25 protein-coding genes are annotated in these 26980 nt (G+C 71.9%); 15 read left to right on the top strand and 10 right to left on the bottom strand.

The window, feature by feature from the left end; all coding sequences use genetic code 11:
• Positions 1-32 precede the first annotated feature (32 nt).
• From ADK67_RS38665 to ADK67_RS38630, 8 genes are read left to right on the top strand one after another with little or no spacing between them, the layout of a single operon-like run.
• On the top strand, positions 33-1955 hold the full coding sequence (locus ADK67_RS38665) for a hypothetical protein (RefSeq protein ID WP_053721545.1): 1923 nt from the start codon (positions 33-35) through the stop codon (positions 1953-1955).
• Positions 1955-2560 (top strand): hypothetical protein, encoded by a 606-nt coding sequence (locus ADK67_RS38660; protein WP_053721544.1) that lies wholly within the window; start codon positions 1955-1957, stop codon positions 2558-2560. Before ADK67_RS38665 ends, ADK67_RS38660 begins: the two co-directional genes overlap by 1 nt.
• 1 nt (position 2561) lies before the next feature.
• Positions 2562-3563, top strand: coding sequence for a C40 family peptidase (locus ADK67_RS38655; protein ID WP_053721543.1), 1002 nt, complete (start codon positions 2562-2564; stop codon positions 3561-3563).
• Positions 3564-3575: 12 nt separating this feature from the next.
• The gene (locus ADK67_RS38650) at positions 3576-4106 is read left to right on the top strand and encodes a hypothetical protein (protein WP_053721542.1); all 531 of its coding nucleotides are present in this window, start codon (positions 3576-3578) and stop codon (positions 4104-4106) included.
• Between the two features lie 37 nt (positions 4107-4143).
• The gene (locus ADK67_RS38645; protein WP_157621353.1) at positions 4144-4332 is read left to right on the top strand and encodes a hypothetical protein; all 189 of its coding nucleotides are present in this window, start codon (positions 4144-4146) and stop codon (positions 4330-4332) included.
• 21 nt (positions 4333-4353) lie between these two features.
• A complete protein-coding gene (locus tag ADK67_RS38640; protein ID WP_157621351.1) occupies positions 4354-5760 on the top strand; it encodes an RNB domain-containing ribonuclease in 1407 nt (468 codons plus the stop codon).
• Positions 5761-5812: 52 nt separating this feature from the next.
• The gene (gene npdG, locus ADK67_RS38635) at positions 5813-6481 is read left to right on the top strand and encodes an NADPH-dependent F420 reductase (protein ID WP_053721540.1); all 669 of its coding nucleotides are present in this window, start codon (positions 5813-5815) and stop codon (positions 6479-6481) included.
• Positions 6481-7236, top strand: coding sequence for a helical backbone metal receptor (locus ADK67_RS38630; protein WP_053721539.1), 756 nt, complete (start codon positions 6481-6483; stop codon positions 7234-7236). Before npdG ends, ADK67_RS38630 begins: the two co-directional genes overlap by 1 nt.
• On the opposite strand, the gene ADK67_RS38625 is transcribed toward ADK67_RS38630, so the two are convergent.
• The 4 genes from ADK67_RS38625 to ADK67_RS38610 are packed head-to-tail and all read right to left on the bottom strand — an operon-like array spanning position 7226 to position 11178.
• Complete coding sequence (locus tag ADK67_RS38625; protein ID WP_442974226.1) at positions 7226-7675, bottom strand: GNAT family N-acetyltransferase; 450 nt, start codon at positions 7673-7675, stop codon at positions 7226-7228. The genes ADK67_RS38630 and ADK67_RS38625 overlap by 11 nt on opposite strands.
• A gap of 54 nt (positions 7676-7729) precedes the next feature.
• A complete protein-coding gene (gene pip, locus ADK67_RS38620) occupies positions 7730-8674 on the bottom strand; it encodes a prolyl aminopeptidase (protein WP_053721559.1) in 945 nt (314 codons plus the stop codon).
• A gap of 41 nt (positions 8675-8715) precedes the next feature.
• Complete coding sequence (locus ADK67_RS38615; protein ID WP_053721538.1) at positions 8716-10404, bottom strand: hypothetical protein; 1689 nt, start codon at positions 10402-10404, stop codon at positions 8716-8718.
• A gap of 15 nt (positions 10405-10419) precedes the next feature.
• Positions 10420-11178 carry a hypothetical protein gene (locus tag ADK67_RS38610; RefSeq protein WP_053721537.1) on the bottom strand — a complete coding sequence of 253 codons (759 nt, stop codon included), beginning with the start codon at positions 11176-11178 and terminating at the stop codon, positions 10420-10422.
• A gap of 36 nt (positions 11179-11214) precedes the next feature.
• Here ADK67_RS38610 and ADK67_RS38605 point away from each other — a divergent pair, with 36 nt between their 5' ends.
• Positions 11215-11721: a hypothetical protein gene (locus ADK67_RS38605; RefSeq protein WP_053721536.1), complete on the top strand. Its 507-nt coding sequence runs from the start codon at positions 11215-11217 to the stop codon at positions 11719-11721.
• Between the two features lie 262 nt (positions 11722-11983).
• Here ADK67_RS38605 and panB read toward each other — a convergent pair whose 3' ends face one another.
• A complete protein-coding gene (gene panB, locus ADK67_RS38600; RefSeq protein ID WP_053721535.1) occupies positions 11984-12838 on the bottom strand; it encodes a 3-methyl-2-oxobutanoate hydroxymethyltransferase in 855 nt (284 codons plus the stop codon).
• Positions 12839-13014: 176 nt separating this feature from the next.
• Positions 13015-13821, bottom strand: a complete 807-nt coding sequence (locus ADK67_RS38595; protein ID WP_053721534.1) for an alpha/beta fold hydrolase — start codon at positions 13819-13821, stop codon at positions 13015-13017.
• On the opposite strand from ADK67_RS38595, the gene lysX reads away from it, so the two are divergent.
• Positions 13820-17113, top strand: coding sequence for a bifunctional lysylphosphatidylglycerol synthetase/lysine--tRNA ligase LysX (gene lysX / locus ADK67_RS38590; RefSeq protein WP_053721533.1), 3294 nt, complete (start codon positions 13820-13822; stop codon positions 17111-17113). The genes ADK67_RS38595 and lysX overlap by 2 nt on opposite strands.
• Here the strand turns inward: lysX and ADK67_RS38585 are convergent.
• A complete protein-coding gene (locus tag ADK67_RS38585; RefSeq protein ID WP_053721532.1) occupies positions 17097-18785 on the bottom strand; it encodes a right-handed parallel beta-helix repeat-containing protein in 1689 nt (562 codons plus the stop codon). The genes lysX and ADK67_RS38585 overlap by 17 nt on opposite strands.
• A 65-nt stretch (positions 18786-18850) precedes the next feature.
• Between ADK67_RS38585 and ADK67_RS38580 the strand changes: the two genes are divergently transcribed.
• On the top strand, positions 18851-19669 hold the full coding sequence (locus tag ADK67_RS38580; protein WP_053721531.1) for a TetR/AcrR family transcriptional regulator: 819 nt from the start codon (positions 18851-18853) through the stop codon (positions 19667-19669).
• Positions 19670-19707: 38 nt separating this feature from the next.
• Here the strand turns inward: ADK67_RS38580 and ADK67_RS38575 are convergent, their stop codons facing one another.
• Positions 19708-20457 carry an SDR family oxidoreductase gene (locus ADK67_RS38575; RefSeq protein ID WP_053721530.1) on the bottom strand — a complete coding sequence of 250 codons (750 nt, stop codon included), beginning with the start codon at positions 20455-20457 and terminating at the stop codon, positions 19708-19710.
• Positions 20458-20577: 120 nt separating this feature from the next.
• Between ADK67_RS38575 and ADK67_RS38570 the strand changes: the two genes are divergently transcribed.
• From ADK67_RS38570 to ADK67_RS38560, 3 genes are all read left to right on the top strand, one after another.
• Positions 20578-21423, top strand: coding sequence for a helix-turn-helix transcriptional regulator (locus tag ADK67_RS38570; protein ID WP_053721529.1), 846 nt, complete (start codon positions 20578-20580; stop codon positions 21421-21423).
• 95 nt (positions 21424-21518) lie between these two features.
• Positions 21519-21800, top strand: coding sequence for a DUF4287 domain-containing protein (locus tag ADK67_RS38565; protein WP_053721528.1), 282 nt, complete (start codon positions 21519-21521; stop codon positions 21798-21800).
• A gap of 13 nt (positions 21801-21813) precedes the next feature.
• Positions 21814-22770 carry a hypothetical protein gene (locus ADK67_RS38560; RefSeq protein ID WP_053721558.1) on the top strand — a complete coding sequence of 319 codons (957 nt, stop codon included), beginning with the start codon at positions 21814-21816 and terminating at the stop codon, positions 22768-22770.
• Between the two features lie 4 nt (positions 22771-22774).
• On the opposite strand, the gene ADK67_RS38555 is transcribed toward ADK67_RS38560, so the two are convergent.
• The gene (locus ADK67_RS38555; protein ID WP_082404452.1) at positions 22775-24322 is read right to left on the bottom strand and encodes an alpha/beta hydrolase; all 1548 of its coding nucleotides are present in this window, start codon (positions 24320-24322) and stop codon (positions 22775-22777) included.
• Between the two features lie 88 nt (positions 24323-24410).
• Here ADK67_RS38555 and ADK67_RS38550 point away from each other — a divergent pair, with 88 nt between their 5' ends.
• Entirely contained in the window at positions 24411-26126 is a 1716-nt protein-coding gene (locus ADK67_RS38550) for an NAD+ synthase (protein ID WP_053721526.1), read from the top strand.
• Between the two features lie 9 nt (positions 26127-26135).
• Here the strand turns inward: ADK67_RS38550 and ADK67_RS38545 are convergent, their stop codons facing one another.
• On the bottom strand, positions 26136-26768 hold the full coding sequence (locus ADK67_RS38545) for an HdeD family acid-resistance protein (protein ID WP_197289817.1): 633 nt from the start codon (positions 26766-26768) through the stop codon (positions 26136-26138).
• Between the last annotated feature and the right edge of the window lie 212 nt (positions 26769-26980).

The following is a 26980-nucleotide window of genomic DNA, read 5'->3' as shown; positions in this document are numbered from 1 at the left end:
CGTCCGCTCGCCACCGCGAGCGAGGTACGCGCATGAGCACACTGCTGCTGGTGGCGCTGGTCGCCGTCGCGCTCTACGCGCGACGGCGTTTCAGACACGCTCAAGAGCACGCGGAGGCACACGGCCGACCAGCGCGCGCCCGGTGGCGTGCGATGGCCGTGGTGGTGGCGATCATCGGCCTCCAGGTCGTCATCGGCGCCACGCCCGCCAGCGCCGCGCCGTGCGGTGAAGCGCCCAACCCCGAGCGGCCTGGGTCGGGCATGGTCGGCGCGATCGACCCGCCGATCGGCAACGGCCTGCCGGACACGCCGTACCTGAACCACGGGTACGCGGGCATGGTCTGGCACACCTACCAGGAGAAGTGCCTGGTGCCCAACGCCACCCCGGTGCTGGACACCTGGATGGGCAACGAGCTGTTCAACGTCGGCAAGAACATCGTCGGCGCGACGAACGCCCTGCACTACACCGTCGTCGGCCAGGGTCTGCTGCAACCGCTGGACGAGGCGGTGAAGACCGGCGTCCAGCAGGTCTACGACAACGTCTACCTGCGCTGGTTCGGCCTGGTCGCGTTGATCCTGGCGGTGTTGATGTTCCGCCAGATCTGGCAGGGCGACCTGGCGTCGATCAGCAAACGCGGGCTGTGGGCGCTGGCCGCGATGTGGCTGGCGACCTCGACCCTGGCGCTGCCGCAGTTCTACAACCTGCTCGACAGCACCCTGGTCACCAAGACCTCCGAGATCCAAGCCGGGTTCATCAGCGTGGACCCGGGCAAGGACAACCTCGACGTGCTGCCGTCGCAGCTGCACGACACCGTCGTCTACCAGAGCTGGCTGCGCGGCGAGTTCGGCTCGCCCGACGCGCCGCAGGCGAAGGACGAGAAGGACGGCGGTCCGGACCTCGACAAGAAGTTGCTGGCCGCGCAGGCGTGGACGGTGCAGGAGATCGCCGAGCACAAGGACGGCGACCAGGCCGCGCTCGACGCCAAGAAGGCCGAGTACAAGAACATCTACGCGCAGCTCGGCACGGCGAAGGGCTACTTCACCGGCGAGGACGGCGGCCGGACCGGCGCCGGGTTCCTGTCGTTGCTGCAAGCCGTCGCGTTCTCGTTGTTCCAGCTGTTCGCGAAGGCCGCGGTGCTGCTTGCCCAACTGCTGCTGCGGGTGCTCACGCTGGCAGGTCCGCTCATCGGCCTGGTCGCGCTGATCCACCACGACCTGCTGCGCAAGGTCGCTCGCGCGGCGGCCGTGACGGTGTTCAACGTGCTGGTGCTCGCGGTGCTGGCGGGCACGCACGCGCTGCTGCTCCAAGCGATCTTCAACGCGACCGGGTTGTCCCTGCTCACCAGGACGTTGCTCGCGCTGATGCTCACGATCGTCTGCTTCATGGTCGGCAAACCGCTGCGCCGGATGTGGCAGATGGTCGAGATGTCGGTCGGCTCGGCCAGCAACGCGCTGCCCATGCGCGGCGGCGTGCTGTCCCGGTTGCGGAAGAAGAAGGAAGGGCCCTCGCCGCAGGAGGAGTTCTGGGACACCGTGCGCGACGCGGACCCGGACGGGCCCGAGGTGCCGCAGCGGGACCGGCGGCGGGTGCGGCCCGAGGCGGCCAACCCCGTGGCCGCCACCGCGCAGCGGTTGGACCGGGCCGGGAACAGCGTGGGCGAGTTGGGTGTCGGCGTCAGCGGGAACGGCGCGGCGGCGTTGCCGGTGGGCGGGTACGCCGGGCAGGCGGCGTTGCCGTCCGGGCGGTCCAGGGTGGTCGACGCGCCGCCCGTCTCCGACCGGAACTACGACCGGGTGGACGACGCGGTGCTGGTGCCGTCGCGCGTCAACGGCCGGGTCGTGGACGCGCCGACGACCGTGCCGGGGCCGCGTCGCGCCGAGACGGAGGTCGTGGCGGGACGGCAGGTCCACGTGATCTACCGGCCGTCACGCGGGCTTGAGGTCAGGGACAGCTGATGCCGATCCGAACCAATCGCGGCCGAGCGGCCGTGTACCGACGCCTGTGGGGCTGGCCGTTGCGCTCGCCCCGCCACCTCGTGGCCTCGATCGTCGGCGTGACCGTCCTGGTCACGACGATCAGCGTGGTCATCCCGAACGCGATCAAGCCGCAGCCGACCGGCAGCACGGCGGGGACCACGTCCACCGTCGTGACGGGCGGCAACGGCACGCAGGTCGGCGTGCTGCCCACCGTCACGTCCACCGCGCTGCCGACGAAGGCGCAGAGCCCCACCGCCGCGCCCAGCTCGGCGCCGGTGAACCCGAACGCGCAACTGGTCGCCGACATGTGGGTCGACGCGTTCAGCGCGTTCCAGCCGGGCAAGACGACCAAGGAGCAGTGGCTGGCCGGGCTGAAGCCGCACACCTCGAACGAGAAGTTCCCCGCGCTGGAGTCGGTCGACCCGGCGAACGTGCCCGCGGTGATCGACGAACCGGTCAAGGCCATCAAGTCGTTCACCGCGTCGGCGGAGTTCGAGGCCCGGCTGGAGGACGGCAAGCTGATCGTCACGGTGGCGAAGCTCCCCGAGGGCTGGGTCGTGACCGACTGGACCAAGGTGGGGTGACATGCTCAAGATCGGGCTCTTGGTCGTCGCGGTGGTGGCCGTGGTCGCCGTGACCGTGACCAACGGCGTGTCCACCGTGCTCAGCGAGAACACCCCGTCGGAGGAAGCCGCCGGCATCCGCATGGCGAGCTGCAACGCCTCGATCGGCCCGTGGGGTGGCGGCGGCGAGGAGAAGGGCCGCCGGGAGGCGGACCGGCTCACCGACGAGCAGCGCACCACCGTCGCCAACATCATCTCCATCGGCCGCGAGCGCAAGCTGCCGCCGCTGGCGTGGCAGGTCGCGATCCAGGCGGGCATGACCGAGTCGGGGCTGCGCAGCCTCGACTACGGCGACCGCGACTCGCTCGGCATCTTCCAGATGCGCCCGTCGATGGGCTGGGGCACGCCCCAGCAGGTCACCGACCCCCAGTACGCGATCAACAAGTTCTACGACGTGCTGCTCAAGCTGCCGGACTGGGAGGAGCAGCGGCCGGGTGACTCGGCCCAGGACGTGGAGCGGTCGGCGTTCCCCGACCGGTACCACAACTGGGAGGCCATGGCGGCGTTCCTGATCAGCAAGGAAGGCGACGTCAGCGACCCGGCGGGCTGCGGCGAGAGCGTCGGCGAGTACCTGCTCGCGTCGAACGCGGCGGGCACCGCGATCGAGTTCACCAAGCAGCAGCTCGGTGAGCCGTACCTGTGGGGCGGCAACGGCCCGGACGCGTGGGACTGCTCCGGCATCCTGGTCAAGGCGTTCGGCGCGGCGGGCGTGAAGATCCCGCGGGTGGCGAACGACCAGTACATGTCCGGCGGCGCGTACCTGCCCGTGCGGGAGGCCAAGGCCGGTGACCTGATCTTCTGGGCCACCAACCCGGCCGACCCGGTCACCGTCCACCACGTGGCGATGTACCTGGGCAACGACGAGTACATCCACGCGCCGCAGACCGGTGACGTGGTGAAGATCAGCAAGGTGAACTGGGACTACCACGAGTTGATGCCACTGGCCGTCCGGCCGGGCGTGTAGGGAGGCACGACGGTGTTCAACCACGAACCCATCCAGCGCCACGCCGGGCCGCCCGCGTCGAGCACGCCGACGCGGGACTACCTGAACAGCCGGCCGCCGGGCACCGACCAGTCGTACGCGGTGCTGCCGCGGTCGCTGGTCGAGGCCATGCCGCTGCCGTGGCAGCAGCAGATGGCGCACCTGCTCGCCGACTTCCACCGCACGTACGCGCACCTCAACTGGCCCGTGTACCGGGTGGTGCCGTCCCGGGTGGAACGGCTGGTGGACCTGGACGAGGACCAGCTGGCCGAGGTGGGCGCGATCGTGGAGATCGACTCGGACGGCGAGCTGGTCTACCGGGACCGCTCCGGCGCGCTGATCACCGACCCGGAGCACAAGACGGTGCTGGTGTCGGTGCTCGACCCGATCCCGGGCGAGTTCGCCAACGCCAACCAGAACACGCCGCCGCGCGGGTTCCCCCAGCCGCCGCCGGTCGTGCCGCAGCCCACCTACCCGCAGTCGGGTCCCGTCCCGGTGCAGGCGCCCCGTCCGCCGCAGCGGTGAACATGACATGCGCTGCGGCGCATGGAAACCTGGGTGCATGGCTTCTGACCCGAACGCTTGGTACTACTGCCTGACCCACCAGACGGTCGAGCACGGTGTGGGCTGCCGGGGCGGGGACCGCATGGGCCCCTACCCGGACGAGGCCACGGCGCAGCGCGCGCTGGAGCTGGCGCGGGAGCGGACGAAAGCCGAGGACAAGGCCGATAAGGACTGGGGCAAGCGCTGAGGCCGGCTTAGGGTGCACCCCATGGTGATCCGCACCGGCCGAGCGGACCTGGACTTCGGCGGCATCCGGACCGAGTTCGGCCTGCCCGAGGAGTTCCCGGCGGACGCGCTGGCCGAGGCGCAGGCCGCGGTGTCGCGCGACGTGGGCCTGGCCGACCGCGAGGACGCGACCGACCTGCCGTTCGTGACGATCGACCCGCCCGGCGCGAAGGACCTGGACCAGGCGCTGCTGGTGGAGCGGGTCGGGTCCGGGTTCCGGGTGCACTACGCGATCGCCGACCTGGGCGCGTTCGTGGTGCCCGGCGGCGCGCTGGACACCGAGGTGCGCAAGCGCGGTCAGACGCTGTACCTGCCCGACGGCAACGTGCCGCTGCACCCGCCGGTGCTGTCGGAGGGCGCGGCGAGCCTGCTGCCGGGGCAGACGCGGCCCTCGGTGCTGTGGACGTTCGAGTGCGGGCCGGACGGCGAGCCGGTCGAGGTGCGGGTGCGGCGGGCGGTGGTGCGCTCGACCGCGCAGTTCGACTACGAGGGCGTGCAGGCGCAGTTCGACGCGGGCACGCCGCACCCGTCGATCGAGGCGCTGCCCGACTTCGGCCGGTTGCGGCGGGAACGAGCGGTCGAGCGCGGCGCCGTCGAGCTGCAGCTGCCGGAGCAGGAGATCGTGCCGAACGGGGACGGGGACTGGAAGCTCGCGGTCCGGCCGCGCGCCGACGTCGACTCCTGGAACGCGGAGATCTCCCTGCTCACCGGCATGTCCGCGGCCAAGATCATGATCGACGCCAAGGTCGGTGTGCTGCGCACGCTGCCCGACGCGGACGACGGCGCGGTGGACGCGTTGCGGCGGTCCGCGCACGCGCTCGGCGTGCCGTGGCCGGCCGGCATGACCCCGTCACGGCTGCTCGCGGGCCTGGACCCGAGCCGCCCGGAGGCGTTGGCGCTGTTCGTGGACGCGACCCGGCTGCTGCGCGGCGCGGGCTACACGGCGTTCAACGGCGAGGTGCCCGCCGTCTCCACGCACGCGGGCCTGGCCGCGCCTTACGCGCACGTGACCGCGCCGCTGCGCCGGCTGGTGGACCGCTTCGCCACCGAGGTGTGCCTGGCCGTCACGGCGGGGCAGGACGTGCCCGGGTGGCTGGCCAAGGCGTTGCCCCTGCTGCCCGGTCTGATGGGCGGTTCGGACGCGGTGGCGAGCAAGGTCGACCGGGCGTGCCTGGACCAGGTCGAGGCGTGGGTGCTGGCCGACCGGGTGGGGCAGCGGTTCGAGGCGGTGGTGCTGCGGGCGGACGCCAACGGCGCGGACGTCTTCGTCGCCCAACCGCCGGTGATGGGCCGCTGCACGGGCGAGAACCTGCCGGAAGGCGAACGGATCGCGGTGCGCCTGGTGGAGGCCGACCCGGAGCGCCGGAAGGTCGTCTTCGAACGGTTGTGATCACGCACGCGATCGGCGGGCCCGCCCGGAGCGGGTGTGCTGTGATGGCCGGGTGACTGATATTCGTGAGCTCGCGGTCGGGGTGCTGGGCGGGACCGGGGCGCAGGGCAAGGGCTTGGCGCTGCGCTGGGCCAAGGCGGGCTTGAAGGTCGTCATCGGCTCCCGCAACGCCGACCGCGCCGAGGCCGCCGCCGAGGAGGTGCGGTCGCAGGCCGGGGTCGGGCACGTCAGCGGCGCCGACAACGAGGGCTGCGCCGAGCAGGCGGACGTGGTGCTGATCGCGGTGCCGTGGGACGGGCACGCGGACACCGTGGCGTCGCTGCGCGAACCGCTGCGCGGCAAGGTCGTGATCGACTGCGTGAACCCGCTCGGCTTCGACAAGCAGGGCCCGTTCGCGCTGCCCGTGCCGGAGGGCAGCGCCGCGCAGCAGGCCGCCGCGCTCCTGCCGGACTCCCGCGTCACGGCCGCGTTCCACCACGTCTCCGCGGTCACCCTGGCCGACCTGACCGTCGAGGCCGTGGACAACGACGTGCTGGTCCTGGGTGACGACCGCGAGGCGACCGACCTGGTCCGCGCGCTGGCCGAGACGATCCCGGGCTTCCGTGGCGTCTACGGCGGACGGCTGCGCAACGCGCACCAGGTGGAGGCGTTCACCGCGAACCTCATCGCGATCAACCGCCGCTACAAGGCGCACGCCGGCCTGAAGATCACCGACATCTGATGCTGCCGGTCGACGACCTCGGCGAGCCGGTCCCGCTGCCCGGCCCGCCGACGCGCGTGGTCAGCCTGGTGCCGTCGCTGACCGAAGCGCTGGTCACCGGGGCCGTCGACCCGGCCGTCCTGATCGGGGCCACGGACTACTGCACGCACCCGCCGGACCTGGAGGTCACCCGCGTCGGTGGCTCGAAGTACCCGAAGGTGGACCGGGTGCTGGCGCTGCGCCCGGACCTGGTGCTGGCCAACAGCGAGGAGAACCGGCCGGAGGACGTGGCACGGCTGCGTGCCGACGGCATCCCGGTGTGGGTGACCGCCGCGCCCGCCACCGTGCCCGCCGCGCTGGGCTCGCTGCGCCGCTTGCTCGGCACGGCGTGGGACGTGGAACCGGAGTGGCTGGTCGAGGCCGAACGGCTGTGGCGCGAGATGACGCCGCCGTGGACGCGGGCCGTGGTCCCGGTGTGGCGCAAGCCGTGGGTGGTGCTGGGTCGGGACACGTTCGCCGGCGACGTGCTGCTGCGCCTCGGCGTGGTCAACGCCTTCGCCGACCACCCCGAGCGCTACCCCCGCCCCGAGTTGCGCGAGCTGCAGGACGCCGACTTGGTCGTGCTGCCCGACGAGCCGTACCTGTTCACCCCGGACGACGGCCCGCAGTTCTTCCCGGGCCTGCGTCCCGTGCACGTCTCGGGGCGCTACCTGACCTGGTACGGCCCGTCGCTCGTAGAGGCGCGGCACGCCTTGGAGACCGCGCTCAGGCCGTGAGGAACCGTTCGCCGACCACCTGCCCGTGGAACTCCTGCCCGGTCGGCGTGAACCCGCAGCGCAGGTAGAACCCCTCGGGCCCGCCGGGTCCCGGCACCCACAGCACGGTGATCCGGTCCGCGCCGCGCCGACGTGCCTCGGCGCCGAACGCCTCGACCGCGAACCGCCCGTACCCGGCGCCCTGCCGACCGGCCGCCACGGCGAGCCGCCAGATGCCGCACCGGAAGTAGTCGACCGGGCTGTCGGGGTCGAACCCGCCCATCAGGAACCCGACGAGCCGCTCACCGTCGTAGACCAGCCGTGGCCACGCGACGCTCGGCTGCGCGTAGGCCTCGGCGAGCGACTCCGCGACGGACGCCACGAATCGCTCCTGCCCCGGCTCGACCTCCATCGCACAGGCCGCCTTGACGTTGTCCGGTGTCACCGGTCGCAGTTCCACGCACCGGAGTCTGGTCGCACCCGGTGCCGCGAGTCCAAGCGCGGATGGGCCGGATCACACCGCCTTGAACCGGTCGGTCGCCGCGAGCAACGCGCGCAGCACGCCCGGCTCGTCGAACGCGTGCCCGCCGTCCGGCACGATCACCAGCTCCGACCCCGGCCACGCCCGGTGCAGGTCCCAGGCCGTCACAGCGGGGGTGGCCAGGTCGTAGCGGCCCTGCACGATCACGCCGGGGATGCCCGCGAGCTTCCCCGCGTCACGCAGCAGCTGCCCTTCCTCCAACCACCCGCCGTGCCGGAAGTAGTGGTTCTCGATCCGCGCGAACGCCACCGCGTACCGGGGCCGCGCGAACATCTCCACCAGCTCCGGCCGGGGCAGCAGGGTGACCGTCGACCCCTCCCACACGCTCCACGCCACCGCGGCCGGTTCGCGCACGGCCGGGTCGGGGTCGTCCAGCAGCCGCCCGTAGGTCTCGATCACGTCGGCGCCCTCGGGCACGCGCGACACGACCTGCTCCCACAGCTCCGGGAACAGGAACCCGGCGCCGCCGCCGTAGTACCAGTCGAGTTCCTTGCGCCGCAACGTGAAGACGCCCCGCAGCACCAGCTCGGTCACCCGGTCCGGGTGCGTCTCGGCGTACGCCAGCGCCAGCGTCGACCCCCACGACCCGCCGAACACCTGCCACCGGTCGACGCCCAGGTGCTCGCGGACCTTCTCCAGGTCGGACACCAGGTGCCAGGTGGTGTTGTCCGACAGATCCGTGCCGGGCTCGGACGCGTGCGGCAGCGACCGCCCGCAGCCGCGCTGGTCGATCAGCACGATCCGGTACGCGGCCGGGTCGAACAACCTGCGGTGCACGGGCGCGCAACCACCGCCGGGCCCGCCGTGCAGGAACACCACGGGCTTGCCGTAGGGGTTGCCGCACACCTCCCAGTAGACGCGGTTGCCGTCGCCGACGTCGAGCAGGCCCTGGTCGTACGGTTCGATCTCCGGGTACATGCGCACCACTCTGCCCGAGAACCGTCGCGAGTGGATCACCGTCAGCCGGTGATGTCGATGTCTCCGTTCAGCGACCCGGCCTGCAGCACGTGCCCGGTCAGCGTGCCGCCCTCGGTGACGGTGACCGTGTTGACGGTGTTGTTGACGATCGACTGGGCCTGCTGGTCGAACGACGCCGTGTGGTAGCCCGCGTCACGCAGGATCTCCGCCACGGCCAGCGTGACGCGCGTGCGCAGCAGGTGTGTGTAGCGCTCGACGTCGGCCTGCTGGAAGTAGCTGTGCAGCTCAACGTCGGCCGCCATCTCCCGCAGCGTCATCAGGGAGCCGTACTTGTCGGCGTCCACCCGTGCGCCCGCCTGGGCACTGGGGCGCGGGTGCGTGGTGAGCCGCACGATGCGGGACAACGCGCTCGCGGGCAGCAGCACGAGGTCCTTGAGGGCACGGCCCACCGGCACCCACGCCGACGCCGGCTCGGCGTCCACGGACTTGAGCTCGGAGCTGATCGGCCGCAGCACGCACGGTGTCCACTCCAGGTACAGCGTGGACTCGTCCATCGCCACGTGCACGAACACGGACAGCACGAGGTCGCGGTCCCAGGTCTCCACCGCGAACCGGCGGTAGAAGCGGGACCACTCCAGCGGGTTGTCACGCAGCTCGTGCGCGTGCGCCCGGGACACATGCGTGTAGGGCGGCTCGCCGGGCCGGCGCAGGTAGTGCGCCGAGACCCGGTCGGGAAGGTGGTCCACCAGGCCCTGCGCGGCGACCACGACGTAGTCGTCCACCTTGAGCGCGCCGAGCCGGCCGCTCGGCGCGAGCAGCGACGCGGTCCGCAGGTCGGTGACCTTGGCCGTGATGCCGTCCAGGAGCGTCGAGGTGCCGAGGGTGACGTCGGTTCTCGGCACGTCGGACCGGCGTTCGAGCGGCACGGCGACGGTCCACGGCTCGTGGATGTCGCCCGCGCCGACGAACGGCTGGTAGCCGCGGTGCACCACAAGCGGCACGAGACCGTCCTCTTCGGACGCACCGGGCGCGACGCGGGTGGCCGCGCCGTGGCGTTCCGCGATGCGCCGGGCGAGAGCGGGCGCCAGGCGCAGCAGGGCGCGGTCGACGGGATGCGGCGCGGAGCCGCGCAGCGGACCGAAGCGCGCGGTCACGTGGTGCGCGACGACCAGCCGGTTGGCCAGCAGCACGACCAGCGCCGCCGCCAGCAGCGAGAGGCCGACCACGTCCTCGAACGCGTCCTCCGCGGTGCCTTCGGGGTCGCCGCCGATCATGGTGACCACCGGTCCGATGGACAGCACGAGGGTGAGGACGGTGATGCCCATGCGCACGGGCCGGACCGGGCGGGTGTCGCCGCGCCTGGCCCGTGCCGCGAGCCAGACCCGGATGATCTTCGGCAGGCTCAGCAGCACCGCGATGGTGATCCACACCACCGCGAGCGACACCGAGAAGTACAGCGTCAGGCCCAGCAGCACGAGCACCAGCACGTCGACGACGTCCGTGCGCAGCCGGGCCGCGAGCGCCTCGGTGAGCACGGCCGAGGTGTCCACCCCGGGCGCGGGCGCGGCCGGCCGGGTCGGCTCGACCAGCAGCTCCTGGAGGGCCGCGTCGGCGAAGTCGCGGCTGAGGTGGGCGGCGGCGCACAGGTGGCGCGTGCCCTCGTCGCGGTCGGCACCCCTGTCATCGTCGGCTGCCGCGTGCCGGACGGACCGCGTGTCGGCCAGGACCATCTTCGGTGTCGCTCCTCAAGGGGTGTCGCTGTGGTCGATCATCGTGTCGAGTAGCTGCCGCGCCTCCGACCAGCGGCTCGTCGCGGCCGTGGCCAGCAGGACGTACTCGATGCCGCCCGTCCGCCAGTAGTGCGCGCGGACCCGCCGGGTCTGGCCCTCTTCGGTTTGGTACTGGAACTCCCAGTCCACCGCGTCGAGACCGTCGTGCCCCGTGCGCTCCAGCGCGTGCTGCCGGTAGTCCTCCAGCCCGGCGTTGCTCTCGGCCGCTCTGGCGATGGTGTCGTAGAGGCCGTCGTAGCCCTCCGGCGGAGCCCCGCCGAACCGCACCTCGACATCGGGGTCGAGCTGGTTGCGCGCGGTGATGACGCCCGCGCCGCTGTTGTCGAGCACCGTGTACGAGTCCGGGAGCACGGTGGTGAGGCCTTCGGGGCCGGTGTACCGGAAGTACCCGACCGGCGTGCCGCTCGACGTGCTCCGCGTCGTCGTCGGCCGGCCGGTGGTCCTCCTCGACGACGTCGTGCCGGTCGGCGTCACGTCGTACGGACCCGCCTCGGCGGTGGGCGCGGCGGGAGGCGGGTCCTCGAACCACCGCGGCACGTAGATCGTCCCCAAGCCGAGACCGAGGCTCACCACCAGGAAAAGCGCCGCGGCCGTCGCGGCGAAACCGAGGGACCCGGGCGCGGCCAGCCGTCTCGTCCGTTCCGGGGACGTCTCGTGCGGCGGCCGTTCCGCGTCGCGGTTCTCGGCTATCTTCGCGCCGAGCGAATCGCTCATGGAAACCTTCTCCCGAACCGAGAATCGGAGGTCGACGTGGAGAACCGGACCGACTTGGCGGTCGCCCACCGGTGGGCCGAGGTGGCCGAGGCCGAACGCGAGCCGGATGCCGTCGACCTGCTCGCGGCCCGGCTGCTCGCGGTCGCGGACACGTGCCGTTCGGTCACCCGCGACGGGGACCTGGAGATCACCAGCGCGGCCCAGTTCGTGCAGTGCGCGAAGGTGGCCGAGAGGCTGGCGGAGCTGGAGCCGGTCGACCCCGACCTGGCCCGGCGGTCGTACGAACTCCGCGAGCAGGTCTTGACGGGCCGGGATTTCCGCTGGTCGGACCCAGCGCGCACGGCGGCGCTCGGCTTGGCCGCGGTGGTCGTCGCCTTCGGTGGCGCGTCGCTGGGCGGCGGCGAGGAGGACGTCGCGATGGTGGTCGTCTCCGCGGTCCTGGGCAGCGCGCTGCTGTTCGCCACGATCCTCACCTCGCGGCGGCCGGTGTGGCGCACGCGCGCCGAGCTGGTCGCGCCGATGGTGCGGCGGCACGGGCTCTGAGCCGCTACGCGGGCGCGCGACCACTCGCCGTTGGAGACCATCAACCGTCCCGAGTCGACCTGAAATCACGCCTTCGGCCGCGATAGTGGCATACCTGTGGCGCGGTCGACCCGCAATATTGTGGGAAAACCGGGAACGCATCCGAAAGCGAATAGTGCTCGTTATCGCACTATTCCTCTGCGAAAGGAATCACCGGAATTCGGACCGGCATGAACGTGGTCGCCGTGCTGGCCAGAGCCGACGCGGCGACCACGTAGCACGATCAGTGGAAGGTGTGCTCGGGGCCGGGGAACTGGTGGCCCTTCACCTCGGCCGCGAACTGCTCCGCCGCCGACTTCATCACGCCCGCCACGTCGGCGTACCGCTTCACGAACCGCGGCGCGCGCCCGCGGCGCAGGCCCATCATGTCCTGCCAGACGAGCACCTGCGCGTCGGTGTCCGGTCCGGCGCCGATGCCGACGGTCGGGATCACCAGGTCGTGCGTGATCTGCTTGGCGACCTCGCTGGTCACCATCTCCAGCACCACGGCGAACGCGCCCGCGGCCTCGACGGCGTGCGCGTCCTCGACCACCGAGTCGAAGGCGTCGTTGCGGCCCTGCACGCGGTAGCCGCCGAGCTGGTGCTCGCTCTGCGGGGTGAACCCGATGTGCGCCATGACCGGGATGCCCGCCCGCACGATGGCCTCGATGTGCGGTGCGAAGTGCTTCCCGCCTTCGAGCTTCACCGCGTGCGCGCGGCCTTCCTTCATGAACCGCACGGCCGTCGCCACGGCCTGCTCGACCGACACCTGGTAGGAGCCGAACGGCAGGTCGGCCACGACGAGCGACCGCTTCACCGACCGGGTGACGCCCCGGACCAGCGGGATCAGCTCGTCCACGGTCACCGGCAGCGACGTGTCGTAGCCGTAGACGTTGTTGGACGCGGAGTCGCCGACCAGCAGCACCGGGATGCCCGCCTCGTCGAAGAGCTCCGCGGTGTACATGTCGTAGGCGGTGAGCATGGGCCACGGCTCGCCGCGTTCCTTCAGCTCCCGCAGGTGGTGGATGCGCACCTTCTTGCCGGTGGGGGCGCTGCCCGCCCCGTTGCCGTAGGGCGCGGTTACCTCTGTCGAGGTCATCGTCGACCGTCCTCCCTCGGGGCCGGCTTCGTCGCTGGTCCCCGGGACCTTGTTGCACGGTTACCCGACCAGCCTGACACCGACACCGGGGTAATTGCGCGGAGTGCGAGACGCTTCACATGGTCGGTCCGCCACATCGCCAACCACGCTGATCAGGAGTACCGTGCCCGCCCGGCTCACGCGCCGCGCAACGCCGTGAGCACCGCCAACGCCACCGCGTCCGGCCGGTCGACGGGCATCATGTGGCGGCTGCCGGGCACCAGCACGGTGCGCCCGGTCGGGGTCTGCGCGGCCAGCGCCACGTGCGCCGCGAACTCCCGCCGACCCGCCGTGAGCACGGTGAACGGCACCCGCGGCAACGGCCGGAACGCCCGCAACCGCTCCACCGCGGCCACCTGGGCCGGGTAGGACGCCAGCTCGTCCAGCACGGCCCGCGTCACCGACGGCCGCCCGTACACCGACCGCAGCGCCGCCGGGGTCGCCGGATCACGCCGCCCCAGCGTCGACCCGCGCATCGCCCACCGCCGCAGCCGAAGCCCCTGCGCGGCCACCACCGGGTCCAACCCCGCCCGCAGCACCCACCGCGCCACCGCCGCCGACAGGTCGAACGGCCGCCCCGCGCCCGGTACCTCCGGATCGGGGTCCACCGACACGACCCCGCGCACCCGTCCCGGCCGCAACCGCGCCCACGCCTCCACGTGCAGCGACGCCATCGAGTGCCCCACCAGCACCGCCGACGGCTCACCGGCCAGCACCGCGTCCAGCACGGCCACCTCACGGGCCAGCGTCGCGGGCGCCAGCGCGGGCTCCGACCACCCCGTGCCCGGCCGGTCGAACACGAGCACGCGCGCGTCGGGCAGCAGCGCCACCACCGCGTCCCAGTCGAACCAGGCGCCACCCAACGCCGAGCTGAGCACCACCGCGGGGCCGTCGACACGCCCGGATGCCTGCACGTGCACGCGACCGGCGAGTGAGGCGACCATGGTGGACAACCGGAACCCCCTGGAGCGTGTCGTGGCGGTGGCCAAGTGGAAGTGGCGGACGGCGGGTGCGGTCGCGACCGTCGTCCAGGTGGCGGCCGCGGCGTCGCTCCTGCTGTTCGTGATCGACGAGGAGTCCGACCTCGCCACGAGCATTCTCCGGGTCTCGTACCTGCTGGGCCTACCCGTAGAGGCGAACCTGTTCATCGCCCTGGTGCTGGTGGTGCTGGGCGCCGCGCTGCGCAGGCGCAAGAGGGCCGCGCTGTGGACGTTGCTGCTGTTCCAGGTGCTCAACGCGGGCGTCGTGCTGCTCCTCATCGTCCGCTACTGGATCGACCCGGGGCCGTTCCTCGGCACCGACGAGCCGCCGGACCGCTGGGGCGTGACCGTCGACCTCGGCAGTTTCGTCGTCGTCACGGTCGGGCTCATCGTGCTGCTGCTGGCCATCAAGGACGCGTTCCCGGCCAAGCTGGCGGCGGGCGCCTGGCGGCAGACGCTCGTCGTCCTCTTCGGCGGGATCGTGGTGCTGTCCCTCGTCGGCTGGGGTCTGACCGAGGTCTTCCCGGGTCACCTGCACGGCACGTGGCACAAGCTGGGCTGGGCGGCGAACCAGATCACCGGCGAGGTGCTGCCGCAACGCCGCGGCGGCGAGGGCCCGCCGTGGCTGGGCGTCCTGCTGGGGTTCGGCGGGATGCTCGTCGCGATCGCCGCCCTGTACGTGTTCTTCCGCGGCGTGCGGTCGAGCCGGTCGTTGGACGACGACGAGGAGCTGTCCGTGCGACGGCTGCTGGCCGCGCACGGCGAACCGGACTCGCTCGGCTACTTCGCCACCCGCCGCGACAAGAGCGTGGTGTTCGCGCCGAACGGCCGCGCCGCGCTCACCTACCGCGTCCTCGCCGGCACCACGCTGGCCAGCGGCGACCCGATCGGTGACGAGGAAGCCTGGCCTCAGGCGGTGCAGGAGTGGCTGGCCGAGGCACGGCAGTACGGCTGGCTGCCCGGCGTGCTCGGCGCGAGCGAACGCGGCGCGCACGTGTACGCGGCGGCGGGCCTGAAGGCGTTGGAGATCGGCGACGAGGCCGTGCTGGACGTGCGCGAGTTCACCCTGACGGGTCCCGAGCGGCGGGCCGTGCGGCAGGCCGTGAGCCGGGTGGAACGCGCCGGGCACACCGCCCGCGTGCGGCGGCACGCCGACATCCCGGCCGCCGAGCTGGCCGCGATCCTCGACCTGGCCGAGCGGTGGCGCGGCGCGGAGACCGAGCGCGGGTTCTCCATGGCGCTGGGCAGGCTGGGCGACCCGACCGACGGCCGGTGCGTGATGGTCGAGGCCTACGACAAGCACGGGGAGCTGCGCGGCCTGCTCTCGTTCGTGCCGTGGGGCAGGCGCGGGCTGTCGCTGGACCTGATGCGCCGCGACCGCGCCGCCGAGAACGGCCTGAACGAGTTCATGGTGGCCGAGCTGGTGTCCGCCGCACCCCGGCTGGGCGTCGAGCGGGTGTCGTTGAACTTCGCCATGTTCCGCGCGGTGTTCGAGGAGGGCGGGCGGATCGGCGCGGGCCCGGTGCTGCGGACGTGGCGCGCGGTGCTGAGCCTCGCGTCCCGGTTCTTCCAGCTGGAGTCGCTGTACCGGTCCAACGCCAAGTACGGCCCGGAGTGGCTGCCGCGCTACCTGTGCTTCTTCCGCGCCCGCCAGCTGCCTCGGGTGAGCGTCGCGGCGGGCGTCGCCGAGGGGTTCGTGCCGAGCCTGCGGTCGCTGGTCAAGCGCGGGTCGTCCCGCGCGCTCCGCCACGAGACCGCCGACACGGGCTTCGCCGCGGCCGTCGCCGAGATCGACGCGATCAAGGTCGAGCCGCGCCGGGTCCGCCGCCCGGAGCAGGTCCGCGTCCGGCTCGCCAAGCTGGACCGGCTGCGTGCCGCCGGCATCGACCCGTACCCGGTGGACTACCCGCGCGACCACTCCCTGGCGCAGGCGCGGGAACGGCTCGGCGAGACCGTCTCGGTGACCGGCCGGATCGTGGCGCTGCGCGAGCTCGGCGGCCTGTGCTTCGCCCGCGTCCGCGACTTCACCGGCGAGCTCCAGCTCATGCTCGACGCCGGCCGGGTGGACCTGACCGCGTGGAAGGCGGGCGTCGACCTCGGCGACCACGTGGGCGTGCGCGGCGAGGTGGTCCACTCGCGGCGGGGCGAGCTGTCCGTGCTGGCCGACGAGTGGACGGTGACCGCGAAGTGCCTGCACCCGTTGCCGGACAAGCGGAAGGGCCTGTCCGACCCGGAGGCGCGCGTCCGCCGGCGGTACCTGGACCTGGTGGTGAACGAGGACTCGGCGCGGATGCTGCGGCTGCGCAGCGACGTCGTGCGCGGCATCCGCGACTTCCTGCACGGCCGCGGCTACCTCGAAGTCGAGACGCCGATGCTCCAGGCCGTGCACGGCGGCGCGAACGCCCGCCCGTTCGTCACCCACATCAACGCCTACGACATGCGCATGTACCTGCGGATCGCGCCCGAGCTGTACCTGAAGCGGCTGTGCGTGGCGGGCGTGGACCGCGTGTTCGAGCTGAACCGCAACTTCCGCAACGAAGGCGCGGACGCCTCGCACAACCCGGAGTTCACCATGGTGGAGGCCTACCAGTCCTACGCCGACTACACGACGATGCTGCACCTCATGCGGGAACTCGTGCAGCACGCCGCCGTGGCCGCGCACGGCCGCCCGATCGCCCTGCGCGACGGCGTGGAGGTCGACCTCTCGGGGGAGTGGCCGGTCATCCCCGTCCACACCGCCGTGTCCGCCGCCCTCTCGGCGACGGTCACCCCGGACACCCCGTTGCCGGAGCTGCGTTCCCTGCTGGCGGGCCACGGCATCGAGCCGGGTGAGGACGCCGACCACGGCGCGCTGGTGCAGGAGGCGTACGACGAGCTGGTGGAGCCGAACACGGTCGACCCCACCTTCTACACCGACTTCCCGACCTCGGTGTCGCCCCTGACCCGGCCGCACCGCGCCGATCCCCGCCTCGCCGAACGCTGGGACCTGGTGGCGTTCGGCGCGGAGATCGGCACGGCCTACTCGGAGCTGACCGACCCGGTGGAGCAGCGCCGCAGGCTGGAGGCGCAGTCGTTGAAGGCGGCCAGCGGCGACGTCGAGGCGATGGACCTGGACGAGGACTTCCTCGACGCCCTGGAGCACGGGATGCCGCCCACCGGCGGGCTCGGCATGGGTGTGGACCGGGTGCTGATGATGCTCACCGGCACGTCGATCCGGCAGACCGTGCTGTTCCCGTTCGTCAGGCCCGTGTCGTGAGCAGCCCCGCCCGCGCCCGGATGTCGGCCGTGGCGGCGTCGAGCGCGGCCGGGTCGGCGATCGTGGTGTTGTCCTCGTAGGTGACGCCGTCCGGCACGGCGTCGCTGCCCACCGGGTCGGCGTCCCAGAAGTTGCCCCGGTAGGCGACGTGCTCCAACGGCGGGTAGACGTGCAGCACGGCGGTGTTGTCGGCGCGGGCGACCACGTTCCCCTCGACCGCCACCCACGTGGCGCCGTAGTCGGTGTAGAGGCCGAAGTTGTACGGCGTGCGGGTGTCCTCGATGACGTTCCCGCTGATCACGGCCCCGTTCTCGGACGTGCCCTGCGCGCCGGACAGGTAGATCCCGCCGCCGTCGGCCAGCACGCCCATCGCCCCGGTCACGAGGTTGCGCGTGATGCGGGTGCCGCCGCGGGACGGGTTGGCCACGATGCCGTTGTGGGGCACGTCGTGGACGTGGTTGTGCGCGACGGTGCAGTTCTCGGTGTCGTGGAACGTGATGCCGGCCGAGCCGGAGTGGTCCAGCCCGACGTGCGCGATGAGGTTGTCCTCGACCGTCGCGCCGCGGGTGCCGGTGATCGAGACGGCGGACGCGGCGAGGGTGTCGAAGTCGCAGCCGCGCACCACGAGGTCCGCGCCGCCGGTCGCGCCGAGCCCCGTCGCGCCCAGCCGGGTGAACCGGCAGCCCTCGAACCGCACACCGGTCGTGCCGTCGAGCCGCACGCAGGCGGGGATCTCCTCGTGCTCCTCGGGCACGGTCAGCCACGCGCCCTCGGCCGGTTCCACCTTCCCGATCCGGCCGCCGTCGTAGTAGCCGTTCGAGTGGTAGTGCAGGAAGCCCCGGTCGCTGCCGGGGCGCAGCCACGTGGTGTCGGCGAACGTCACGCCCCGGAACGCCACGTCCCGCACGCCGGTGGCCCGGACGAGCACTTCGAGCACGGGCGCGACCACCCGCGGCTCCTCGTCCGGGCGCGGGAGGTAGTGCAGGACGTGGTGCCCGGGCCGCGAGCGGTCCAGCGCGAACGTGCCCTCGGTCAGGAACGCCGGGTCGTTCTCGACGCGGGTCGGCGCCGGGGGACCGGACATGACCTGGCCGAACCACTCCGAGTTGTAGAGGTCCACGGCCCAGCCGAACGCGGGCTGCGCCATGGTGATCTCGCCGTCCCCGGTGGCGGACGCGACCGCCGTGCGTGCTTCCGTCCACGGGTAGACGCCCCGGTGCACGAACTCGACGCCGGACGGGTTGCGCCAGTCCAGCGGGTGGTCGGTGGCGTAGCCGGTGGGCGTGCGGCGGACCGTGCCGGGCAGGCCGTCCACGCCGGCGCGCTCGACCCGCCGCCCGTTCACCACGAGGTGGCGGGTGACGAGGTCGCCGACCTCGGCCAACCACACGCCGTCAGGTCCCCGTTGCCCGGCGACTTCCTTCCCGCCGCTGACGACGACCTCTTCCTGCGCGTCGGTGCCGTAGCCGAACGCCTGGTAGACGACCCGGGAATCCTCCTCGGTCAGGTCGAACGGCTCGGTGAGCACGTGCGTGCCCGCCCTGAGGTGCACGGTGACGTCACCGTCCGCCTCGCGGGCGGCCTGTCGTGCGCGGGCCAACGTGGCGAACGGCCGCTCGGCGGTGCCCGCCGTGGCATCGTCCCCGCTGGGGGAGACGTGGAACTCGACCATGATCACACCTTCGCTGTTTATGCCGTAAACAGTTCAGATGTATATCATGAGCGCGGAGGTGCGTGATGGGGAAAGCGGGCGATCCCGACCGCGGGGTCGAGCTCCTGTGGGAGGAACGACCGGCGCTGAACCTGCGGGCGATCGTGGGCGCGGCGGTCGAGGTGGCCGACGCGGAAGGCCTGGCCGGGCTGTCCATGCGCAAGGTCGCCGAACGGCTCGGCTTCACCACCATGTCGCTGTACCGCCACGTGCCGGGCCGCGACCACCTGGTCGACCTGATGCGTGACGCCGTGCTGGGCGACCCGCCCGCGCAGGCTCCGGAAGACGGGTGGCGCGCACGGTTGGAGACGTTCGCCCGGGCTGCCTGGGACGTGCGGAAACGGCACCCGTGGCTGGCCGAGCGGTCGGGCGCCCGGCACGTGCCCGGACCCAACGCGCTGGCCCACTACGAGCACGCCTTGGCCATCGTCGTGGACACCGGCCTCGCCCCGGCCGAGGTGGTCGCGGCGGTCGGCCTGGTCGCGCGCTTCGTGGACGCCGAGGCGTCCGCGCTGGTCGAGGCCGCGCGGGCGGAGCGGAGCACGGGGGTGAGCGACGAGGAGTGGTGGGGCGCGCGCGACACGCTGTTCGCCCGCTTCGACCGCTACCCGACGTTGACCTCGCTGTGGGAGTCCGGTGGCTTCGACCAGCCGGACCCGTTCGGCTTCGGCCTGGCCCGGGTGCTCGACGGCATCGAACTCCTGGTCCGGCAGCGTGATGTAAAGCGTGATGAAACATGCCAGGTGTGTGGCAACCCGGTGGAGCAGCCGACGTCCGGCAGGCCTCGCGCCTACTGCTCGCGGGCGTGTCAGCAACGCGCCTACCGCGGCCGCCGGTCGAGCTGAGCCGCCCGTCGACCATCGTCGCCGGGCGGCTCGGATCCTCAGACCTGCACCGTCGGCAGCACCACGAGCTGCCGCAGGTTCACCTGCTTGGGGCGGCTGGTGGCGAAACCGACCACGTCGCCGATGTCGGCCGGGTTCAGCGGCGGCACCTGCTCGCGCCACTGCGTCAGGTGCGCCGACACGTCCGGGTTGTCCATGTGGTCGGCCAGCTCGCTGCTGACCAGGCCGGGCTCGACGTTGGTCACCCGCACGCCCAGCGGGCCGAGCTCGGTGCGCAGGTTCGCCGACAGGTGCGTGACGGCGGCCTTGGTCGCGGTGTAGACGGCGTAGTTGGGGAACGTCAGGTGCGCGCCCACGGACGAGATGTTCACCAGGTCGGCGGTGCCGGTCGCGCCCGCCTCGACCAGGTCCGCGGTGAACGCCTTGGTCACGTTCAGCAGGCCCTTGACGTTGGTGTCGATCATCCGGTGCCACTCGTCGTCGCGGCCCTCGGTGAGCGGGTTCGCGAGCATCACGCCCGCGTTGTTCACCACCAGGTCGACCCGCCCGAAGGCGGTGTGGACCGCCTCGACGGCCTCGGTGAGGTCACCGGTGACGTCGGCGGCGACCGCGATCGCCTGCCCGCCCTCGGCGGCGATCTTGGCGGCCAGGTCCGTGAGCCGGTCCGCGCGGCGGGCCAGCAGCGCGACCTTCGCCCCGGACCGGGCCAGGACGAGCGCGATCTCGGCGCCGATGCCACTCGCGGCACCGGTGACGACGGCAGTGCGGTTGTTCAGGTCGTAGGTCATGGCAAGAACATTGGACCTGGTCGCAGTAGGTACCAGAGGCTCTGGTCAACCTGTGGGGCCGCGTTCCCTAGGTCTGGCAGTACCCAGGCTCGGCACCGGGACGGCGGCCATACTGGATGGGTGAACCACGACCTGGGCGAGTTCCTCCGCAGCCGCCGTGCTCGCGTCCGCCCGGACGACGTCGGCCTGCCCGGTGGCGGCCGGCGCCGCGTCCCCGGCCTGCGCCGCGAGGAGTTGGCGTTGCTGGCCGGCGTCAGCGTGGACTACTACATGCGCCTCGAACAGGGCCGCACGCCCGCCGTCTCCGACTCGGTGCTCGACGCCGTCGCCCGCGTGCTGCGCCTGGACGAGACCGAACGCGCCCACCTGCGCAACCTCGTCCGCCCCGCGCCGTCGAAACGCCCCGCGCCGCAACGCATCCGACCGGGCCTGCGCCGGCTGCTCGACGTGGTCGACGACGTGCCCGCGTTCGTGATGGGCCGCCGTTCGGACATCCTCGCGTGGAACCCGCTCGCCGACGCCCTCTACGGCTTCGGCGCCTTGGCCCCGGAGGACCGCAACTCGGCGAGGCACACGTTCCTGCGCCCCGAATCCCGCACGTTCTACCGCGACTGGCCCACGGTCGCCGCCGACATGGTGGCGTTCCTCAGGCTCGACGCGGGGCGTTACCCGGACGACGCCAGGCTCGCCGCGCTGGTGGGTGAGCTGTCGGTGAAGGACGAGACGTTCCGCAAGCTGTGGGCGCAGCACAAGGTGCAGGAGAAGACGCACGGCACGAAGCTCGTCCACCACCCCGTGGTCGGCGACCTGGACCTCGACTACGAGACCCTGCAACCGACCGGCGACCCGGACGTCGTGCTCGCCGTCTACACGGCTCGCGTGGGCTCACCGACCGAGGACCGCCTCAAGCTCCTGGCGAGCTGGTCCGCTGCGCCGTCAGGAACGCCTTCAGAGCAGCAGGCCTGAACTCGAACCGCTCTGGGGTCCAGTACCGACAAAAAAACTTGTCAAGACAGCTCGAGTTGTCCTAGGCTGGTCGCACCGACGAACAGGAGCAGACCATGTCCTTCCAGGCGTACCTCGACACCATCGAGCGCAAGACCGGCAAGACGCCGGCCGAGCTGCTGTCCGAGGCAGCCGACCACGGGTACGACGCGACCACCAAGGCGGGCGTCGTCCTCCAATGGCTGAAGGACGACTACGACCTGGGCCGCGGCCACGGCATGGCGCTCTACCACGTGCTCAAGAACGGCACCGCGATCAGCGACAAGCACGTCGGCAGCACCGGGACCCACCGGGACGACTCGGCCACCCTGCGGATCGACGGCCTCGCCAACCGCTGATTCGATGTGCGGCGTGCCCCTGCCCCACGTCTTCCGGATCACCAAGTACGACCCGGCCGACCGCGACGAGCACGGCCGGTACCACGGCCCCGAGGACGTCACCAGCGACCACGGCGTCGTGGAAGCGGCCTACCTCGCCGCCATGGCCGCCTTCGCCGAGGACACCGGCGTCACCCGCCTGGCCATTCGCGACCCGTTGCTCCCGGGCATCGTCACCTTCGGCGTGGAGGCGCCGATCGAGGGGTACGGGTTGGCCGGGCTGTTCCCGCCGGACCTGACCGGCTTCCACGACGGCGCGGAGGTGGACCTGGCCACCGGGCTCGAACTCCTGCGGGCCATGCTGCGCGACAACGGTGCCTCGTGCGACCTGGAGGTGGACGGGAGGTTCTTCGTCCACGTCGGCTTCGACCAGTACATGTACATCGGCAGTGCGGAGCCCTGCGAGAACGCGGTCGCCCGCACCCGGGCACTCGGGCTGTTCCCGGAATCGACGGACCCCGAGGACTACGAGCGGACCCTCGACCGACCCCCGCCGCAGCGGCCCGCCGACGACGCCTTCTGGGCTGAGCTGAGCGACCTCGCCACCCGTCGCGGCGCGGTGGTCCTGGAAGAGGGCTACGTGCTCAACGCCTCCCGCTGGCACCGCCTCCGCGCCTCCGACGTCGACGCGATCCGAACCCGGCTCACCCCGCGGTCGCGGCTGTGGGTGTGGCCCGACCTGAACGACGACGTCGCCGCCGTGCTCTGCGGCCTGCCGGAGGAAGGCAGCGTGGAGATCGTCTGGGAGCACCAGGACGGGCGCATCACCAGCTGCTACGCCGATGACGAGCACTACCCGGAGCTGCCCCCGCTGTTGGCCGAGGCCCGGGCGGCGATGGCGATCTCCACGTTCGTGGACGAGCGGCATCCACTGCTCGCCGCCGTGCTCCCGGACGACGACGGCGTCCTGCGCGCCCGGTGGGACGTGTGACCTTCTAGGAGCAGCGCGTCCCCTCGGCCGGCAGCTTCACCTCGATCAGGTACGCGTGCCCGGCCTCGTCCACACACTCGTTGCCGTGGAAGTAGACGGTGTGCTGGTTCCCCTCGAACGTCAGCAGCCCGCCACCCAACTCCTTCGCCAGGCTGACCCCCGCCTCGTACGGCGTCGCCGGGTCGCCCGTCGTCGAGATCACCAGCACCGGCGGCAGCCCGGACACCGGCTTGTGCTCCTGCACGCTCGGCGGCACGGGCCAGAACGCGCACGCGTCCAGCGCCGCGCCCGGCGGCTGACCGTCGTCCAGGAACGGCGCGGCCTGCTTGTACCGCCGCGCCACGTCGTTCAGCACGTTCTTGTCCGTCACCCGCGGCTCGTCCACGCACTTCACCGCCACGAACGCGTCCGTGATCGTGGAGTACCGGCCTTGCTGGTCCCGGTCGAAGTAGTTGTCCGCCAACAACATCAGCACGTCACCGCGGTTGTTCTTCAGCTCCGTCAACCCGGTGTTCAGCGGCGCCCACAGCTCCTCCGAGTACATCGCCTGGATCGCGCCGGTGATCGCGTCGTTGTACGACAGCTTCCGCTCGCCCACCGCCACCGGCCGCTGCACCAGCGGCAACGTCAGCTCCCGGAACGCCTGGTTGGCCTTCGCCGGGTCCGTGCCCAGCGCGCAGTCCTGCCGCGTCGCGCACCACGCGGCGAACGCGTCGAACGCCTTCTGGAACCCGGCCCCCTGCGCGATCAGCGACTCCACCTGGTTCTGCGTCGGGTCCACCGCGCCGTCCAGCACGAGCGCCCGCACGTTGCCCGGGAACGCCTGCGCGTACGCCGCGCCGATGTGCGTCCCGTACGAGTAGCCCAAGTACGTCAACTTCTCGTCGCCGAGCGCGGACCGCATGACGTCCAGGTCGCGCACGACGTCCCGCGTGCCGATGTTGGCCAGCACGTCGGCGCCCGTCACCGCGGCGCACTTCTCCGCGTACGCCTTGTTCTCCGACTCGGTCTCCGCCAGGCCCGCCGGTGACGTGTCGATGTCGGTGTCCAGCCGGTCGGCGTCCCGTTCGGCGTCGGTCAGGCACTTGACCTGCGGCTCGCTCGCCCCGATGCCCCGCGGGTCGAACCCGACCAGGTCGAACCGCTCACCCACCGGCGACGACTTGACCTGCGCGCCCATGCCCGCCGCCGCGGCCATGCCGGACGCGCCCGGACCACCCGGGTTGATCACGAGCGACCCGATCCGGTCGCCGGTCGCGGGCTGCCGCAGCAACCCGATCTTGATCGTGCGGCCGTCGGGCTTGGTGTAGTCGAGGGGCACCTCCATGCGGGCGCACTCGATCGACTTCTTGTTCTTGAACAGCGACGTCGTCGTCCCCGTCGTCGCGTACGGCGCGCAGTCCTCCCAGCCCAACTGCTGGCCGTAGAACCGCTCCAACCCGGCGGGCACCACCCCGGCAGGCCCTCTCTGCTCCAACGCGATCCCGGCGTTGGGCGATCCTGGCAGCACGCTCGTGCACGAGGCGAGGAGCGGGAGGGCGAGGAACAGCATCATCGGACGGCGCACATCTTCGATCGTAGGTGTGACACGTCCGCCACAACGTCCGCCAAGGCCGCTCCGAGTGAGCGAGAATGCCCCCATGCCACAGCTCCGACTCGCCCTCGCCCAGGTCAACGCCTGTGTCGGCGACCTGGCGGGCAACACCGAACTCGTCGTCGAGTGGTCCCGCAAGGCCGTGGAGGCGGGCGCCCACCTCGCGGTCTTCCCCGAGATGGCGCTGACCGGGTACCCGGTCGAGGACCTGGCGCTGCGCGTGTCGTTCGCGGAGGCGTCCAAGGAGGCGCTGACCGCGCTCGCGTCCCGCCTGAAGGACGAGGGGTGCGGCGAGCTGGCGGTGTTCGTCGGCTACCTCGACCGCGACGAGCACGGCATGCGCAACGCCGCCGCCGTGCTGCACCGGGGCGAGGTGGTGGCCCGGCAGCACAAGCACCACCTGCCGAACTACGGCGTGTTCGACGAACGCCGGTACTTCACCCCCGGCGACACGCTGGACGTCGTGCGCGTGCACGGCCTCGAAGTCGGCATGGTGATCTGCGAGGACCTGTGGCAGGACGGCGGGCCGATCGCCGCTCTCGGCGAGGCGGGCGTGGACCTGGTGGTCTCGCCGAACGCGTCGCCGTACGAGCGGAAGAAGGACGACGCCCGGCTGCCGCTCGTGGCGCGGCGCGCGGTCGAGGCGGGAGCGCCTCTCGCGTACGTGAACCTGATCGGCGGGCAGGACGAGCTGGTGTTCGACGGCGACACGATGGTGGTCGCCGCGGACGGCGCTCTGATCACCCGCGCGCCCCAGTTCGTGGAGCACCTGGTCGTGCTCGACCTCGACCTCCCCGGCGGCGCGCCCCGCACGGAAGGTGGTTACGGCGGGTTTATGGTCCACCGCCGATCCTTGACCCATGACCCGCTCCCGGCCTACGACCCGCTGCCCGTGCCGCAGCCCGCCGAACCGCTGTCCGACGAGGCGGAGGTGTGGCACGCGCTCGTCACCGGTCTGCGCGACTACGTCCACAAGAACGGCTTCCGCTCGGTCGTTCTGGGGCTGTCGGGCGGCATCGACTCGGCGGTGGTGGCCGCGTTGTCGGTGGACGCCCTCGGCGCCGACCACGTGTACGGCGTGTCCATGCCGTCGGTGTACTCGTCGGACCACTCGAAGTCCGACGCCTACGACCTCGCCCAGCGCACCGGCTGCCACTACGCGGAGCAGCCGATCGCGGACATGGTCGCTGCCTTCGTCGACCAGCTCGGGCTGACCGGGCTGGCGGAGGAGAACGTCCAGGCGCGGTGCCGCGGCGTCACGTTGATGGGGTTGTCGAACCAGCACGGGCACCTGGTGCTGGCCACCGGCAACAAGACCGAGCTGGCCGTCGGCTACTCGACCATCTACGGCGACGCGGTCGGCGGGTTCGCGCCGATCAAGGACGTGCTCAAGACGCTGGTGTGGGACTTGGCGCGGTGGCGCAACGCGCAGGCCGAGAAGCTGGGCGAGCTGCCGCCGATCCCGGAGAACTCCATCAGCAAGCCGCCGTCGGCCGAACTGCGTCCCGGCCAGCTCGACGCCGACTCGCTGCCGGACTACGAACTGCTCGACTCGGTGCTGGACGACTACGTGGAGGGGGACAAGGGCTACCGCGACCTCATCGCGATGGGTTTCTCGCACGAACTGGTCGATAAGGTGCTGCGCATGGTCGACCGCGCCGAGTACAAGCGCCGCCAGTACCCGCCGGGCACCAAGATCACGTTCAAGGCCTTCGGCCGCGACCGCAGGCTGCCCATCACCAGCGGCTGGCGCGAGGGCTGACCGGACGCGTCACGCGGTGGCGGCCGTCCCGGTGGGCGCGGCCGCCTTCGCCGTCTTCGGCGTGCGGTCGGCACTGATCGCACCCGCGATGGTCATCGTCCCGAAGACGATCAGCACGACGGCGAGCAACCAGACCAACGCGATCAGGCTCGCGACCGGCCAGACGAGCACCACGATCCCGCCGATCGCGGTGACGACCCCGGAGAACACCGCCCACCCGCTCGTGCCGAACCCGTGGAAGACCTCGGCCACCCCGCCGACGACCCAGGTCACCCCGAGCAGCAGCGTCAGCACCGCGATCGTCTGGAACGGCGAGCGCAGGCACAGGATGCCCGCGACCAGCGCCAACAACCCGGCCACCGCCAGCAGCCACCGCTGCCGCCCCAGCGCGTCCGCGCCGAAGGAGCCGACGAGCCAGAAGACGCCGGTGACGAGCAGCTGCACCCCGAACAGCACCGCCGCCGTCAGCAGCGTCAACCCCGGCCAGAGCAGGACGGCGAGCCCCATCACCAGGGTGATCACCCCAAAGGCGATCCACAACGCCCGCGTGCGGCCGGCAGGAGCCTCACCCCGCCGAACCTGACCGGCGGGCACCTCGGCCCGCTGACCGCGACCAGCGGCGTTCGCCTCGGGATGCGTCATGCGGCCATCGTGCGTCCACCAATCCCGACCCGCAGCCGCCACCACCGCACTCCGACCTTTCGGGTGACACCCACGCGCACGCCGTGACGCACCGCACATTCCATCTCCACCGTTGGAGTTCACCGGACCGCAGGCCTACCCTAAATTCCAACGCCATAGTTGGACCTGTGCCACTTGCCGGGCCCGCTCACCACCCGCCCCAACCCCGGAGC

Source organism: Saccharothrix sp. NRRL B-16348 (genome assembly GCF_001280085.1).
GTDB lineage: Bacteria > Actinomycetota > Actinomycetes > Mycobacteriales > Pseudonocardiaceae > Actinosynnema.
This window is presented reverse-complemented; position numbering and strand designations above follow the sequence as displayed.

What these genes read in the sequence shown, in the direction of transcription:
- ADK67_RS38660 (WP_053721544.1), top strand. Translation starts at nt 1,955, where the DNA reads ATGCCGATCCGAACCAATCGCGGCCGAGCGGCCGTGTACCGACGCCTG.
- panB (WP_053721535.1), bottom strand. Translation starts at nt 12,838, where the DNA reads ATGACCTCGACAGAGGTAACCGCGCCCTACGGCAACGGGGCGGGCAGC.
- ADK67_RS38610 (WP_053721537.1), bottom strand. Translation starts at nt 11,178, where the DNA reads ATGAGCGATTCGCTCGGCGCGAAGATAGCCGAGAACCGCGACGCGGAA.
- ADK67_RS38655 (WP_053721543.1), top strand. Translation starts at nt 2,562, where the DNA reads ATGCTCAAGATCGGGCTCTTGGTCGTCGCGGTGGTGGCCGTGGTCGCC.
- ADK67_RS38615 (WP_053721538.1), bottom strand. Translation starts at nt 10,404, where the DNA reads ATGGTCCTGGCCGACACGCGGTCCGTCCGGCACGCGGCAGCCGACGAT.
- pip (WP_053721559.1), bottom strand. Translation starts at nt 8,674, where the DNA reads ATGTACCCGGAGATCGAACCGTACGACCAGGGCCTGCTCGACGTCGGC.
- ADK67_RS38630 (WP_053721539.1), top strand. Translation starts at nt 6,481, where the DNA reads ATGCTGCCGGTCGACGACCTCGGCGAGCCGGTCCCGCTGCCCGGCCCG.
- ADK67_RS38645 (WP_157621353.1), top strand. Translation starts at nt 4,144, where the DNA reads ATGGCTTCTGACCCGAACGCTTGGTACTACTGCCTGACCCACCAGACG.
- ADK67_RS38585 (WP_053721532.1), bottom strand. Translation starts at nt 18,785, where the DNA reads ATGGTCGAGTTCCACGTCTCCCCCAGCGGGGACGATGCCACGGCGGGC.
- ADK67_RS38665 (WP_053721545.1), top strand. Translation starts at nt 33, where the DNA reads ATGAGCACACTGCTGCTGGTGGCGCTGGTCGCCGTCGCGCTCTACGCG.
- ADK67_RS38550 (WP_053721526.1), top strand. Translation starts at nt 24,411, where the DNA reads ATGCCACAGCTCCGACTCGCCCTCGCCCAGGTCAACGCCTGTGTCGGC.
- ADK67_RS38640 (WP_157621351.1), top strand. Translation starts at nt 4,354, where the DNA reads ATGGTGATCCGCACCGGCCGAGCGGACCTGGACTTCGGCGGCATCCGG.
- ADK67_RS38555 (WP_082404452.1), bottom strand. Translation starts at nt 24,322, where the DNA reads ATGCTGTTCCTCGCCCTCCCGCTCCTCGCCTCGTGCACGAGCGTGCTG.
- ADK67_RS38575 (WP_053721530.1), bottom strand. Translation starts at nt 20,457, where the DNA reads ATGACCTACGACCTGAACAACCGCACTGCCGTCGTCACCGGTGCCGCG.
- ADK67_RS38545 (WP_197289817.1), bottom strand. Translation starts at nt 26,768, where the DNA reads ATGACGCATCCCGAGGCGAACGCCGCTGGTCGCGGTCAGCGGGCCGAG.
- ADK67_RS38595 (WP_053721534.1), bottom strand. Translation starts at nt 13,821, where the DNA reads ATGGTCGCCTCACTCGCCGGTCGCGTGCACGTGCAGGCATCCGGGCGT.
- ADK67_RS38580 (WP_053721531.1), top strand. Translation starts at nt 18,851, where the DNA reads ATGGGGAAAGCGGGCGATCCCGACCGCGGGGTCGAGCTCCTGTGGGAG.
- lysX (WP_053721533.1), top strand. Translation starts at nt 13,820, where the DNA reads ATGGTGGACAACCGGAACCCCCTGGAGCGTGTCGTGGCGGTGGCCAAG.
- ADK67_RS38565 (WP_053721528.1), top strand. Translation starts at nt 21,519, where the DNA reads ATGTCCTTCCAGGCGTACCTCGACACCATCGAGCGCAAGACCGGCAAG.